The following is a 13,192-nucleotide window of genomic DNA, read 5'->3' on the forward strand; positions in this document are numbered from 1 at the left end:
TATATTGCACATCCAGATGATGCAATCAGCATGTGTCTAACAAGCGAGACCAAACGTCTTGCGGGATGCTGTGGACTAGACGGATGTGATGGGCCAAACCTTAAATGTGAAACTTGCAAGACCTACGTCGCGACCAAGATGACGGATTGCTGGATGGCACACTGCATAGCTTTCGACCCAAACACAACTCGCAAAGTGGCATAACGCTGAAGAGATTTCTACCCTTTCAACTCGACGTATTCGTTGCGTCAACTGAGGTCATCACTCCATGTCCGTAATCTTGGAAACCGTACCCGTAGGCCAAAAAGTAGGCATAGCCTTCTCCGGCGGCCTCGACACCAGCGCCGCGCTCCACTGGATGAAGCAAAAAGGCGCACTCCCCTACGCCTACACCGCCAACCTCGGCCAGCCCGACGAGGCCGACTACGACGAGATTCCCCGCAAGGCGCTCGAATACGGTGCCGAAAAGGCCCGCCTCATCGACTGCCGCCTCCCCCTCGTCCGCGAAGGTATCGCCGCCCTCCAGTCCGGGGCCTTCCACATCACAACGGCAGGCATCACGTACTTCAACACCACCCCCATCGGCCGTGCTGTTACCGGCACGATGTTAGTCACGGCCATGAAGGAAGACGACGTCAACATCTGGGGCGATGGCTCCACCTTTAAGGGCAACGATATCGAGCGCTTCTACCGCTACGGCCTCCTCGTGAACCCCGATCTCAAAGTCTACAAGCCTTGGCTCGACGCCACCTTCATCGACGAACTGGGCGGCCGCGCCGAGATGTCCGCCTTCATGGCCAAGTCCGGCTTCGGATACAAGATGTCCTCCGAGAAGGCCTACTCCACCGACTCCAACATCCTCGGCGCAACCCATGAAGCCAAGGACCTCGAACTCCTCACCTCCAGCATGAAGATCGTCGAACCCATCATGGGCACGTCCTTCTGGCGCGATGACGTAGCAGTAAAGCCCGAAGAGATCACCGTCCGCTTCGAAGAAGGCTTTCCCGTCGCCCTCAACGGCACCGACTATCCCGACCCCGTAGCCCTGCTCCTCGAAGCCAACAAGATCGGTGGCCGCCACGGTCTCGGCATGTCCGACCAGATCGAGAACCGCATCATCGAAGCCAAGTCTCGCGGCATCTACGAAGCCCCCGGCCTCGCCCTCTTCTTCATCGCCTACGAGCGCCTCATCACCGGCATCCACAACGAGGACACCATCGAGCAGTACCGCGACAGCGGGCGAAAACTAGGCCGACTCCTCTACCAGGGCCGCTGGTTCGATCCCCAGGCCATCATGCTCCGCGAAGCCGCTCAGCGCTGGGTCGCCAAACCTGTAACCGGCGAGGTCACAATTGAACTCCGCCGCGGCAACGACTACACCATCCTCAACACCGACTCCCCCAATCTCACCTTCCACCCCGACCGCCTCACCATGGAAAAGGGCGAATCCACCTTCTCCCCCCGCGACCGCATCGGCCAGCTCACCATGCGCAACCTCGACATCACCGACACCCGCGCCAAACTCCTCACCTACGCCCAGACCGGCCTGCTCACCCTGAGCAAGGGCACCGAGATGCCGCACCTCACCAGTACCACTGATAAGGACTGATCCGGCGGGGCCTCCCCTTGGCGACGAAATTAGTGTAGCCAAGGGAAACACCCACCGAAGCCAATGACCCAAACAGGCACAAAATCGATCCACCTCTATGACGGTGCCGTCAGAGACGACCTGCGCTATGGCTGGATGGAACTGCCTGGCCGCAAATCCACCGCCGTGCCCGTCCTCTTCCCGGAGCCCTTCACCAACACACCGATCGTCATGCTGGGTTTGATTGGCCTTTATGCCCTTCAGGGAAGCGAGGCCTTCGGTGTAGAGGCCCACGACATCACCCTTATGGGCTTCATCTGTCGTTCTGACAGTCACTCACGAAGACAACACCCGTATGCTCAAATTTCAATGGCTGGCCACAGACTCATAAACCCATGACACTTACCGGCTCACTACAAATTGATCTGAACACTTCGGAGTTCGCCCATCTCCGCCGCTCTCGCTCGGATAATCCACCCCTATCTCTTCCCGTGACCTTTCCACGCACTTTCGCTACACCACCAGTCGTTATGCTTGGACTGACTGGCTTTCATGGCGGAGGTGACCCCTTCAACTTCCGTTTCGAACCTTCTCAGGTCACGGACGGCGGCTTCAACGTCGTGCTGTCTACAAATCGCAACTGGGTTGAATCCCTCCAGATCTCCTGGATCGCCACAGACGCCTAGCTCGCGCGCGCAGAACGGATTCTCGTATGTCAGAACGATCCTTCCCCTTCGACAATCGCCTGATGCCGCATGAGGCCGCCGCCAGCAGAGCCTACGGCCGACCCGTAGCCGCCTCGGGCATCCCCACGGAGTCCGAACCAGCCTCCTTGCTCGCCGGCCTTATCCAAGGTTTCACCCAGACCCGAGCGCACCCGCAAGCAGGTTGGACGTGGTGAAGATGACATTCGTCCTCGGCATGTTGTTGGGTCAGCTTCCCTACAACGCAGGCATCGTTCATGTCCAACCGCTGCCCGCCAGCGCAAAGATCGTCGTGCAGCCCTGGCGGTGGGATTCGCCAGTGAAAGTCCGTCCAGGAGATGAATGCCCCTACACAGCCCGCCTAAGCGGCCAGCGAGTTCGCCGAATGTTTGCAACCTATCACCTGCTTCGACAGGGCGAGGAGCACGATTTCTATGCATGGTATGGATGCTCCGCCAGTGGCACCTTGACTGTCGATGACAAGTCATTCAACTTCATAGTGCGCCCGCTGAATCTGCTTAGCACCAACTGGCCGGACGGGCACTGGAAGCCCCTTGGTGGCAAACACTCCGACGATCCATCCGGCAACTAAGACCGACTTCTACTCCTTTACTGAAAGGTCAGTTACAACATCATGTCAACAGAACAGAACGCCTCAAAAATGTGGTCCGGCCGCTTCCGCGAACCCCTCGACCCAACCTTCGAATCCTGGCAGCGCTCCTTCCCCTTCGACTACCGCCTCCTCCCACAAGAAGTAGCCGCGAGCAAGGCTCACGCCCGCGCCATAGCCGCCGCAGGCATCCTCACCGAGCCCGAACTCACCACCATGCTCGAAGGCCTCGACCAGGTCCTCAGCCAAACAACGCTCACCCCAGCCGTCGTAGCCGAAGCCCCCGAAGCCGAGGACATCCACCACTTCACCGAACTCCAACTCACAAAGATCATCGGCAACCTGGCCCTCAAGCTCCACACCGGCCGCAGCCGCAACGAGCAGATCGCCACCAACATGCGCCTCTTCGTCCGCGAGGCCATCGACACCACCCTGCAGGGCCTGAAGAACTGGCGCGAAGCCCTCCTCGACCTCGCCGCCCGCTCCGAAGAAAACGTCATGCCCTCCTACACCCACCTCCAGCGCGCCGAGCCTGTCCTTGTCGCCCACTGGCTCCTCGCCTACGTAGCCATGATCGACCGCGATGCCTCCCGCCTCACCGACGCACGCAAGCGCATGAACCTCTGTCCGCTAGGCTCAGGAGCCGTAGCCGGAGCCACCCTCGCCCTCGACCGCACCATAGCCTCAAGAGCCCTCGGCTTCGACGCCCCCACCCCCAACTCCATGGACGCCACAAGCGACCGCGACTTCGCGCTCGACTTCACCCAGGCCGTCGCCACCCTCGGCATCCACATCTCCCGCTTCGCCGAAGAACTCACGTTGTACTCCACTGCCGAGTTCGGCTTCCTCGACCTGCCCGAGCGATTCTCCACCGGCTCATCCGCCATGCCTCAGAAGAAGAACCCCGACCTCACGGAGCTCATCCGCGGCAAGTCCGGCCGCCTCATCGGCGCATCGACCACCCTCGCCGTCCTCATCAAGGGCCTGCCTCTCGCCTACAACAAAGATCTCCAGGAGGGCCAGGAGCCCGTCTTCGACGCAGCCGACACCATCGCCGGTATCCTCTCCGTCCTGCCCGATTTCACTAGCTCCCTCCGCTTCCGCTATGACTGCATGCAGGCCGCCGCCGAGACCGGCTACCTCAACGCCATGGCCGCCGCAACCTACCTCTCGAACAAGGGCGTGCCGTTTCGCAAGGCCCACGAGATCATCGGCAACGCCGTTCGCCACGCCCTCGAAACCCACCGCGAACTCAACGACCTCACCCTCGACGAACTCCAGACCTTCTCCGAAGCCTTCGCCAAGGACTTCTTCAAAGCCATCACCCTCGAGGCCACCCTCGACTGCCACGACGTCATAGGCGGCACCGCCCGCACCCGCGTAGCCGAAGCCCTGACCGCCGCCCGCGCGAAGGGTGGGACCGCATAAGTCACACCTCCACCAACAATAATCTGAGAAAATAAATACAGGAGTTATCAAAGGAAGTTGTCGACCTCGTACCTCATGCCGCTCAGCGAGTCCACCGCATCCTCCCGCACACGGGTTGGCGGAGCTACTGTGCGCAAGGCCAAGCTGCAGGACGCCGTCAACATCTTCGACCTCGTCAACTCCCTCTCCGGTGACGGCACCCTCCTCCGCCGCTCCTACGCCGAGATCTGCGAGAATGTCCGCGACTTCGTTGTCGCCGAGTCCGAAACTGGCGTCTTCCTCGGCTGCGGAGCCCTCCACCTCTATGGCCCCCATCTCTCGGAGGTCCGCTCCATCGTCGTCAAACCCGAAGCCAAGGGTCAGGGCGCAGGCGGCAAGCTCCTCAACCTCCTGCTCGCCGAAGCCGAGGACCAGGGCGTCCTTTGCGTCTCCCTCTTCACCCGCATCCCTGACTTCTTCTTTCACTTCGGCTTCCGCGTCGTCGACCGCACCGTCCTGCCCGACAAGATCTACAAGGACTGCCAGGCCTGCCCCCGCCTCTACGCCTGCGACGAAGTAGCCATGGTCCGCGGCCCCCTGCCGCGCATCGCCGTCCTCGGCCCCAGCAAAATCGCCGAACCCGAACTGGTCAAACTCCAGACCGGCACCATCCCCCTCGATCACTAAGCGACGTCGAGTCGATTGCTTCGCCCTACCTTCAAAAGGTCGCGCTGGGCAGTCGTTCCAGGGCGCGGCTTTTTGCAGGAAAACAAAGACAACACTTTCATGAGCCGCCACGCTTGGCTGGTGGCATAATGGCCCTTACCATAATCACCGTCCAGGAAGAAAGGCACGGGCATGCCCAGCCACCGACGCTCCAAGCCTGAATCGCACAGTTTATGACACACACCCGGCAAATGCGGCCACCCGGTACTGAACTCATGGATCTTGGGGTCGACACCTGGTCGGCGATGAAAGCCGAGGAGCGGCTCGCGTTTCGAAACACTCTCGACGCAAGTTACTACCGATATGTTGATGAGTTCTATCAACTGGCAAATGACTGCGTAGAGCGGTACGACGCGGCAACCAGCCGTCACGCATTGTGGCGGCGGCGCGTCATTGTCGGGACAGGCATCGTGGCCATCATCAATCTTCTGGCAGCGAACTATAGCCTCTCTCAGTGGAGCAAGAATATCCTGCCGATCACGGCTGCAATGGCTGCGCTGGCACTTACGGTCTTCGCTAATCTCGAAAGCTTTTACAACTTCTCCGCCCGTGCACAGGCGTATCGAGAGTCCAGAGAACTGTTCCTCGATGCGGCGCGCGAATCGCAACTTGTCTGGGAGGTCTACGTCCAGCCGTTCGATGATCAGGCACGTGCTTGTGCCAACGGCGCTGAGTTATATCGCCGCGTCATTGCCGTAGATCGCGATCTGCGAAGCAAATTCAAAGAGTTGACCAAGACCAAAGACGGCGGCAAGGGCGCGGCCTCGCATGGAAACTAAAAATACAGATTTCTCAGGTCTCGCCACCAGCGCCCAGATGGTGGCGAGTGCCTATGCAGAGATTCAGACTCCAAGGGAAGCGACGCAGGACGGCACCCTCCGGCCTAACGAACCCGGGATCCGAAAGCTCGGAACATATAGACCCCCTAAAGTTGAGTGGTTCACGCAATGACGGAGATGACCATCCCCTCACAGCAGAAAACAGAGATCATTGCTGTTTGCAGCGGCAAAGGTGGCACCGGCAAAACGCTGCTCGCTTCGTGCCTTGGCTACGCTCTCATCCGGTCCGGTCACAAGGTACTCATGATCGATGGAGATCCTGCGACCTCGGGTTTATCGCTCTTTCTTTTGGGTCCGAAGGGCATGCGACAAGCCAGCACCTTCGACAACTCGAACACCTTCGTCGGATTGCTGCAGGACTTTCAGCAATCCGGCACAATCCATGCAAATCCGCGCACGATTCATCGCAGCGCTTCGGACGATCATGGCATCTCCTACGACGCCATCATCTGTACAAACACCCTCTATGGCGAAAAAGGCCTGCAGGCAGAGGCAGCCGTGCCCGACCTGGATCAATCCTCATTCAGGGCAGGCATTCGACGGCTCTTCGAAGATCTTCGGAACTCCGGTGAGTTCAGCTACGTCATTGTCGACACGCGCGGCGGCTTCGCCTTCGAAAGCACCGATGTCTGCGCCCTCGCCGACAGCTTCATCGTTGTGACTGAGCCGACAATCAGTTCCTTTTATCAGGATCGCAATCTTGTCCAGAGAATCAACCAGGCGGTAGCTCAGATATCGTCGCCATCGGTCTTGAGAGCCGTCGTGATCAACAAAGCCACCGACGTGGCAGACCGTAATAAGAAGTCCTACCTGGAGAATCTTGAATTCTCATTTCGCAATGAGTTGACTAAAGAATTCGGGATAGACTACTCCGTCACGCACGCTATACCAGCGGACCTCTCAGCGCTCCACTCCTACAAAGAGCAGAAAATTCCTTATGTCGGCGCTCCCGGTTCCATGTTTTCCTACGCCACTCTCTCCGCATTCTCGGATATTGTCCAGGTCGTCACGTCGCGATGGTCGAAGGAACAGGTCGCTCGTTGGAATCAGTTGATCGATGTCGTCATCTCGGCGATCGATGTAGAAAACAAGAAAGATGAAACAAACAAGAAGGAGATCGCGGATCGAGAAAAGGAGTTGGTCGAGTTACGTTCCGGAAGGCTTCTCGTAGAACGTCAACTCACCTCGCTTCGTGAGGAGTTAGAAGCGAAAGACACAGTCAGAGCGCTTGAACGGGATAAGAGCTACCGAAGTGAAGTCATGCAGTTGACCCAGACAAAAACTCGGAAGTCCTGGCTGGTGGCAACGGGTGCGGTCATCGTAGCAGCACTCGTCGTAGTCGGCGCGTTCTACATCCAGTCTGTCGAACGCCGGAACCAGGCAATCCAGGTGAGACAGGAAGCCGCAAAACGTGATGCAGATCTTCTAGACACGCAGCAAAAACTCAATGTTCTGCAATATCAACTGTCCTCACTCGCATCATCTAAGACCAAATCAGAGAACTTACCCTCTACTCCAATACCAGTCCGTTCTTCAAATTGTTTGTCCGTCGCAGGGAATGACGGAGCAGGAAGGTTCGGAGTCATCTTATCGAACGACACCGACTTGCAAGCCAAGGGTCCCGGAGCTCCCAGTGCCATCTTTGAAGCACAGATCGCCTCGCAGCTGGGTTGTAGCGGTGTGACCTTGTACAAAAATTATGGGGACTACATGACGGTGGTTCCCTTCGTCACGCAAAGCAACGCCACGGATGCCGTGACCAGGCTTCAGAGCTGGACCAATGGACGCTGGAAGACGGCGTATGTCCGTCCGCTGGACTCCTGGTGCTCGCGGCCAGTCTCCCAGGGCACCTCAACGATCAAGACGTTCGTCATTCCCGTCATCTCCTGTTCCCCCTCATCAGCCAAAGAGTAACGACAGCTACGAAGCAGGCGAGGACCCAGGCGCGAGATACTCCCCCCACAGTCAGCAGGAAAACTTGCAAGGTAAGCTGTCTATCCCATAGACTGACCTCATGCCGCGCAAGACCTTCGACCTCGCCGTCACTGACTTCGCCCACTCCATCGGACTCCTCGTTCGCAGGGCCCGTAGCGCAGCAGCCTCCGAGCAACTCTCCTGGACCGAGGTAGCCGTCCTGAGACGCCTAGCCCGCGAGGGCCCGGCCACCACCGCCGATCTCGCCCGCATCCAGGGAATGCGCCCGCAATCCATGCGCCCCATCATCGCCACGCTGGAACAACTCGGCATGATCCGCCGCACCCCCCATGCCACCGACGGCCGCCAGGTCAACATCGAACTCACACCAAAGGGCATCGCTGCCCAAAAGAGCGCAGGCGAAGCGAAACAAACCTGGATTGCCAAAGGCATCGCTGAGCTCGATCCCACGGACCGCGAGATCCTCTTCGCGGCCGGAGAGATTATCAAGCGCCTGGCAGAAACGCCATGAGCAACGAGCCGATCGCAAATTCCTTCGCTCACGCCTGGCGAGCCCTCCGCCATCGCAACTTCCAGCTCTTCTTCTTCGGCCAGGGCATCTCCGTCATCGGCAACTGGATGACGCGCCTCGCCACAACGTGGCTCGTCTACCACCTCACCCACTCCGCATGGCTGCTCGGCATCGTCAGCTTCTCCGGCCAATTCGTCTCCTTCGCGCTCGGTCCGTTCGCCGGCGTATGGGTGGAACGCCTCGACCGCCGCAAGCTGCTCGTCTGCACCCAGGCCCTCGCCGCCGTGCAGTCTCTCGCACTCGCCGCGCTCACCCTGGCTCACATCATCACACTATGGGAGATCATCGCCCTCACCGCCCTGCAGGGCATCATCAACGCCTTCGACATGCCCGGCCGTCAATCCTTCCTCGTCCAGATGGTCGACGATCGCAACGACCTCAGCAACGCCATCGCCATCAACTCCTCCATCCAGAATGGAGCGCGACTCGTCGGCCCCGCGATAGCCGGTCTCGTCATCGCGGGCTTTGGCGAAGGCGGCTGTTTTCTCATCGACGGTCTGAGCTACTTCGCCGTCATCGCCTCCCTGCTCCTCATGCGCATCAAGCCGCTCGACGCACACCGCACCAAGGCCAACATGATTCAGCAGATGCGCGAGGGCTGGGACTACGTCCGCACCTTCCGGCCCATCCGCACCATCCTGATCCTCTTCGCGCTCGTCAGCCTCATGGGCTACTCCTGGTCCGTGCTGCTACCCGTCTTCGCCGCACAGGTCCTGCATGGCGGCGCATCCACCCTCGGCTGGCTTATGGGAGCGTCAGGAGTCGGCGCACTCATCTCGGGGTTGTCACTCACCCTCCGTAAATCGGTAGTCGGCCTTACCCGTATGGTGCAGATAGCCGTCGCCATCCTCGGAGCAGCACTGATGCTCTTCGGCCTCTCCCACACCCTCTGGCTGTCCATCATCCTCATGGCATTTGTCGGCTTCGGTATGCTCCAGGGCGCATCCGCCAGCAACACCATCATCCAGTCACTCGTGACAGAAGATAAACGAGCCCGCGTGATGAGCTACTACACCATGGCCTTCTTCGGAGCAGCCCCCTTCGGCAGCCTCTTTGCCGGAGCACTGGCCGACCGCATCGGCGCTCCCCACACCGTCATGCTCACCGGAGCCTGCTGCATCGCCGGTTCCCTCTGGTACACCTTCGAACTGCCAAAGATCCGAGCCGTCATGCGCCCCATCTACCAGCAAAATGGCCTGCTTCCAATCCCAACATAGGTCATCGTCTGTCCTCCCGCAGCATCCGCTTCTCCCTCACCCAACCGCACCCTCGAGAGGAATCCCATGCACTGGTCCAACTACGTCGCCTGCTTCTTCGCCGGAATGTTCCTCGCCAACGCCATCCCGCACTACATTACGGGTGTCTGCGGCGACCCCTTCCCGACACCCTTCGCGAAGCCACCCGGCAAAGGACTCTCATCGCCCATCATCAATGTTCTCTGGGCGCTCCTCAATATGGTCATCGGCTACCTCCTCTTTCAATCCGGCCACGTCCTCACAGACGGCGTCACAGCGCGCCTCATCTTCTTCGCGGGTGTCATCGCCATCAGCATCATGCTCAGCATCAACTTCGCTAAAAAGCACTCCCGCTAACCCGCACGCAGAAGGATCACATGCCCGTCACCCAACTCGACCCCATCGCCGCCCTCATCATCATCGACCTCCAAAAAGGAATCGTCGCCATCCCCACCACGCCCACCACAAGCGAGGTCGTAGCCCGATCAGCCGAACTGGCCAGCGCCTTCCGCAAGCGTGGCTTACCCGTAGTCCTCGTCAACGTAACCGCCGCTGCTCCCGGCCGCACCGACGCCGGTCCTCGCAACTTCGCCTTCCCACCCGACTGGACCGACCTCGTCCCCGAACTCAACCAGCAACCCTCCGACTACCTCATCAGCAAGCAGCGTCCCGGAGCCTTCATCGGCACCACCCTGCACCACTACCTGCAGGAGCAAGGCGTCACCCAGATCTTCCTCACCGGCGTGGCCACTAGCAACGGAGTCGAAGCCACCGCCCGCAGCGCTTTCGACCATGGCTACAACGTGGTCCTCGTCACCGACGCCATGGCCGACCGCAGCCCCGAAGCCCACCAATATTGCATCGAAAAAGTCCTACCCCGCCTGGGCGAAACCGACACCACCGAAAACATCCTTAATCTAATGCTCTAAACAATCCGCCTTATCCGCGAATCTCCGCGCCATCCGCGGTAGCCCTTACAACTTCACAGCCCGCAGCCGCAGCGCATTCCCGATCACCGACACCGAACTCAAACTCATAGCCGCCGCTGCAATCATCGGGCTAAGCAACATCCCCGTCCACGGATAGAGAACCCCTGCCGCCAGCGGCACCCCAAGCGCGTTATACACAAACGCCAGCACCAGGTTCTGCCGGATATTCCGCATCGTTGCATGGCTCAGTCTTCGCGCCTTCAGGATCCCGCGAAGATCGCCATGCACCAGCGTGATCCCGCCCGTCTCCATCGCCACATCCGTCCCTGTCCCCATGGCAATCCCCACATCCGCCTTCGCCAGCGCCGGAGCATCGTTCACACCATCCCCCGCCATCGCCACCACGCGCCCCTCACCCTGCAGCCGCGCCACCACCGCAGCCTTACCCTCAGGCGAAACCCCCGCCTCAAAATCGATCCCTAACTTGCCCGCAACCGCAGCCGCCGTGGTCTTATTGTCCCCCGTCAACATCAGCAGTTTCAGCCCAGCCCCCTGCAGTTCCCGGATGGCCTCTGCCGTCGAAGCTTTCACAGGATCAGCCACCCCCAGCATCCCCGCAAACCGCCCCGCCACAGCCACGAACAAAACCGTCTCCCCACCACCCCGCATCCCCTCAACCTGCGCGCCAAGCTCAGCCGGAACCGCAGCCCCCATCCCCTCCAGCAGAGCCTCATTCCCCACCCCGACCTTCTGCCCATCAACCTCGCCGCGCACACCCTGCCCCGTCACCGAAGCGAACCCCACCACCGCACGCGCTTCTACCCCACGCGACGCAGCCGCAGCCAGCACCGCACCAGCCAGCGGATGCTCACTCGCCCGCTCAAGTCCAGCCGCCACCCCAAGCACCTGCTCTTCCGTAAACCCCTCCGCCGCCACAATCGAGGTCACTCGCGGCTTGCCCTCCGTCAGCGTCCCCGTCTTGTCGATCACCAGCGTATCCACCTTCTCGAACCGCTCCAGCGCCTCTGCATTCCGGATCAGGATTCCCTGCCCCGCACCCTTGCCCACCCCGACCATAATCGCCATCGGCGTAGCCAGCCCCAGCGCACATGGGCAGGCAATAATCAGCACCGCCACCGCATTTACCAGCGCATGCGCGAAGTGCGGTGCCGGTCCATACATCATCCACACCACAAACGTAATCACCGCCGCCAGCAGCACCGCCGGCACAAACCACGAAGCCACCACATCCGCCAGCCGCTGGATCGGTGCCCGCGTCCGCTGCGCATCCCCCACCATCGCCACAATCCGCGCCAGCAGCGTCTCCGCCCCCACCCGCTCCGCCTCGATCACGAGCCCACCAGTCCCGTTGATGGTCCCGCCAACAACCTTCCCACCCACCGCCTTTTGGACCGGCACTGCCTCGCCCGACACCATCGACTCATCGACCGAGCTACCGCCCTCCAGCACCACGCCATCCACCGGAACCTTCTCGCCCGGCCTCACCCGCAGCCGATCCCCCACCTGCACCTGCTCCAGCGCAACATCCGCCTCCACCCCATCCTTGCCGATCCGCCGAGCCGTCTTAGGAGCCAGCCCCAGCAGCGCCTTGATCGCCCCACCCGTCCGCTCCCGAGCCCGTAGCTCCAGCACCTGCCCCAGCAGCACCAGCACGATAATCACCGACGCCGCCTCAAAATAGAGCCCCAGCGTCCCGTCACTTCCACGGAACGAAGCCGGAAACACCCCCGGAGCCACCACCCCCACCACGCTATACACGTACGCCGCGCCCGACCCAATCGCGATCAGCGTAAACATATTCAGGCTGCGATTCACGATCGAAGCCCATCCCCGCACAAAGAACGGCCATCCCGCCCACAACACCACCGGCGTAGCCAGTGCCAGCTCCGCCCACGGCACCCACGTACTCTCCATCAAACTCGCCAGTGAGTAGCTCGGCACCAGCCCCACCACCATCACCATCAGTAGAGGCAGCGTCAACGCCAGCCCAATCCAGAACCGCTGCGTCATCGCCTCCAGCTCCGCGTTCGGCTCATCGCCAGCCACAGCCGTCCGCCGCTCCAGCGCCATCCCGCAGATCGGGCAGTCCCCCGCCTCCTGCCGCACAATCTCAGGGTGCATAGGGCAGACGAACTCAACCCGCACCTCCGCTGGTCCCACCCGATCCAGCGCCATCCCACACTTCGGGCAAGGCATCTGCCGATCCACCATCACCTCAGGATGCATTGGGCACGTATACCGCGCCCCCGCCACAATCGGCTCCTCCACCTTCGCCGCAGAACCATCAAACCGTGCAGGCTCCGCCGCAAACTTCGCTAGGCACCCCTTCCCACAGAAGTGATACGTCTTCCCGGCATGCTCCATCGACCCCGCCGCCGTCTTCGCCTTCACCTTCATCCCGCAAACCGGATCGATCTCCACCCGCTCATCCAAACCTGCCATCGCCACCGCCCTCGGTAAACCACTCACTTATATGATGGACCTCCGCCACACTCGGCTCTTCTCACAGCAACCACAACGAACCGGGTGCCCCATGTCCCGCCCCCGGGACATGGGAATGTACGACGCAAGCCATCGCGTCGATCCAAGTAAACCTTTCTTCACCCATTCCCCAGATAACTGAGCGA

The 13,192-nt window shown here is 60.6% G+C and carries 14 protein-coding genes; 13 read left to right on the forward strand and 1 reads right to left on the reverse strand.

Annotated elements, in window-relative coordinates; genetic code table 11:
* Window positions 1–268: 268 nt before the first annotated feature.
* From argG to OHL20_RS02880, 13 genes are all read left to right on the forward strand, one after another.
* Window positions 269–1,609, forward strand: a complete 1,341-nt coding sequence (argG, locus tag OHL20_RS02820) for an argininosuccinate synthase (protein WP_263381697.1) — start codon at window positions 269–271, stop codon at window positions 1,607–1,609.
* 63 nt (window positions 1,610–1,672) lie between these two features.
* On the forward strand, window positions 1,673–1,987 hold the full coding sequence (locus tag OHL20_RS02825; RefSeq protein WP_263381698.1) for an H-type lectin domain-containing protein: 315 nt from the start codon (window positions 1,673–1,675) through the stop codon (window positions 1,985–1,987).
* Window positions 1,984–2,274, forward strand: coding sequence for an H-type lectin domain-containing protein (locus OHL20_RS02830; RefSeq protein ID WP_263381699.1), 291 nt, complete (start codon window positions 1,984–1,986; stop codon window positions 2,272–2,274). The genes OHL20_RS02825 and OHL20_RS02830 overlap by 4 nt, the downstream gene beginning before the upstream one ends.
* Before the next feature lie 26 nt (window positions 2,275–2,300).
* Entirely contained in the window at window positions 2,301–2,489 is a 189-nt protein-coding gene (locus OHL20_RS02835) for a hypothetical protein (protein WP_263381700.1), read from the forward strand.
* On the forward strand, window positions 2,483–2,884 hold the full coding sequence (locus OHL20_RS02840) for a hypothetical protein (RefSeq protein ID WP_263381701.1): 402 nt from the start codon (window positions 2,483–2,485) through the stop codon (window positions 2,882–2,884). Before OHL20_RS02835 ends, OHL20_RS02840 begins: the two co-directional genes overlap by 7 nt.
* Before the next feature lie 42 nt (window positions 2,885–2,926).
* On the forward strand, window positions 2,927–4,330 hold the full coding sequence (argH, locus tag OHL20_RS02845; RefSeq protein ID WP_263381702.1) for an argininosuccinate lyase: 1,404 nt from the start codon (window positions 2,927–2,929) through the stop codon (window positions 4,328–4,330).
* Window positions 4,331–4,405: 75 nt separating this feature from the next.
* Window positions 4,406–4,996, forward strand: a complete 591-nt coding sequence (locus tag OHL20_RS02850) for a GNAT family N-acetyltransferase (protein WP_263384938.1) — start codon at window positions 4,406–4,408, stop codon at window positions 4,994–4,996.
* Window positions 4,997–5,208: 212 nt separating this feature from the next.
* Window positions 5,209–5,814: a DUF4231 domain-containing protein gene (locus tag OHL20_RS02855; protein WP_263381703.1), complete on the forward strand. Its 606-nt coding sequence runs from the start codon at window positions 5,209–5,211 to the stop codon at window positions 5,812–5,814.
* 168 nt (window positions 5,815–5,982) lie between these two features.
* Complete coding sequence (locus tag OHL20_RS02860) at window positions 5,983–7,788, forward strand: ParA family protein (protein ID WP_263381704.1); 1,806 nt, start codon at window positions 5,983–5,985, stop codon at window positions 7,786–7,788.
* A gap of 100 nt (window positions 7,789–7,888) precedes the next feature.
* Complete coding sequence (locus tag OHL20_RS02865; protein ID WP_263381705.1) at window positions 7,889–8,320, forward strand: MarR family winged helix-turn-helix transcriptional regulator; 432 nt, start codon at window positions 7,889–7,891, stop codon at window positions 8,318–8,320.
* Complete coding sequence (locus OHL20_RS02870; RefSeq protein WP_263381706.1) at window positions 8,317–9,597, forward strand: MFS transporter; 1,281 nt, start codon at window positions 8,317–8,319, stop codon at window positions 9,595–9,597. The genes OHL20_RS02865 and OHL20_RS02870 overlap by 4 nt, the downstream gene beginning before the upstream one ends.
* 66 nt (window positions 9,598–9,663) lie before the next feature.
* A complete protein-coding gene (locus OHL20_RS02875; RefSeq protein ID WP_263381707.1) occupies window positions 9,664–9,972 on the forward strand; it encodes a hypothetical protein in 309 nt (102 codons plus the stop codon).
* 20 nt (window positions 9,973–9,992) lie between these two features.
* The gene (locus OHL20_RS02880; RefSeq protein ID WP_263381708.1) at window positions 9,993–10,544 is read left to right on the forward strand and encodes a cysteine hydrolase family protein; all 552 of its coding nucleotides are present in this window, start codon (window positions 9,993–9,995) and stop codon (window positions 10,542–10,544) included.
* A gap of 45 nt (window positions 10,545–10,589) precedes the next feature.
* Here OHL20_RS02880 and OHL20_RS02885 read toward each other — a convergent pair whose 3' ends face one another.
* Window positions 10,590–13,034, reverse strand: coding sequence for a heavy metal translocating P-type ATPase (locus OHL20_RS02885; protein WP_263381709.1), 2,445 nt, complete (start codon window positions 13,032–13,034; stop codon window positions 10,590–10,592).
* Window positions 13,035–13,192 lie beyond the last annotated feature (158 nt).

The sequence above is a fragment of the Granulicella arctica genome, assembly GCF_025685605.1.
GTDB lineage: Bacteria > Acidobacteriota > Terriglobia > Terriglobales > Acidobacteriaceae > Edaphobacter > Edaphobacter arcticus.

Bases quoted from the DNA above. Each gene is read 5' to 3' on its own strand.
- OHL20_RS02860 (WP_263381704.1), top strand. From the start codon at position 5,983: ATGACGGAGATGACCATCCCCTCACAGCAGAAAACAGAGATCATTGCT.
- OHL20_RS02880 (WP_263381708.1), top strand. From the start codon at position 9,993: ATGCCCGTCACCCAACTCGACCCCATCGCCGCCCTCATCATCATCGAC.
- OHL20_RS02850 (WP_263384938.1), top strand. From the start codon at position 4,406: ATGCCGCTCAGCGAGTCCACCGCATCCTCCCGCACACGGGTTGGCGGA.
- argH (WP_263381702.1), top strand. From the start codon at position 2,927: ATGTCAACAGAACAGAACGCCTCAAAAATGTGGTCCGGCCGCTTCCGC.
- OHL20_RS02865 (WP_263381705.1), top strand. From the start codon at position 7,889: ATGCCGCGCAAGACCTTCGACCTCGCCGTCACTGACTTCGCCCACTCC.
- OHL20_RS02875 (WP_263381707.1), top strand. From the start codon at position 9,664: ATGCACTGGTCCAACTACGTCGCCTGCTTCTTCGCCGGAATGTTCCTC.
- OHL20_RS02825 (WP_263381698.1), top strand. From the start codon at position 1,673: ATGACCCAAACAGGCACAAAATCGATCCACCTCTATGACGGTGCCGTC.
- OHL20_RS02835 (WP_263381700.1), top strand. From the start codon at position 2,301: ATGTCAGAACGATCCTTCCCCTTCGACAATCGCCTGATGCCGCATGAG.
- OHL20_RS02870 (WP_263381706.1), top strand. From the start codon at position 8,317: ATGAGCAACGAGCCGATCGCAAATTCCTTCGCTCACGCCTGGCGAGCC.
- OHL20_RS02855 (WP_263381703.1), top strand. From the start codon at position 5,209: ATGACACACACCCGGCAAATGCGGCCACCCGGTACTGAACTCATGGAT.
- argG (WP_263381697.1), top strand. From the start codon at position 269: ATGTCCGTAATCTTGGAAACCGTACCCGTAGGCCAAAAAGTAGGCATA.
- OHL20_RS02830 (WP_263381699.1), top strand. From the start codon at position 1,984: ATGACACTTACCGGCTCACTACAAATTGATCTGAACACTTCGGAGTTC.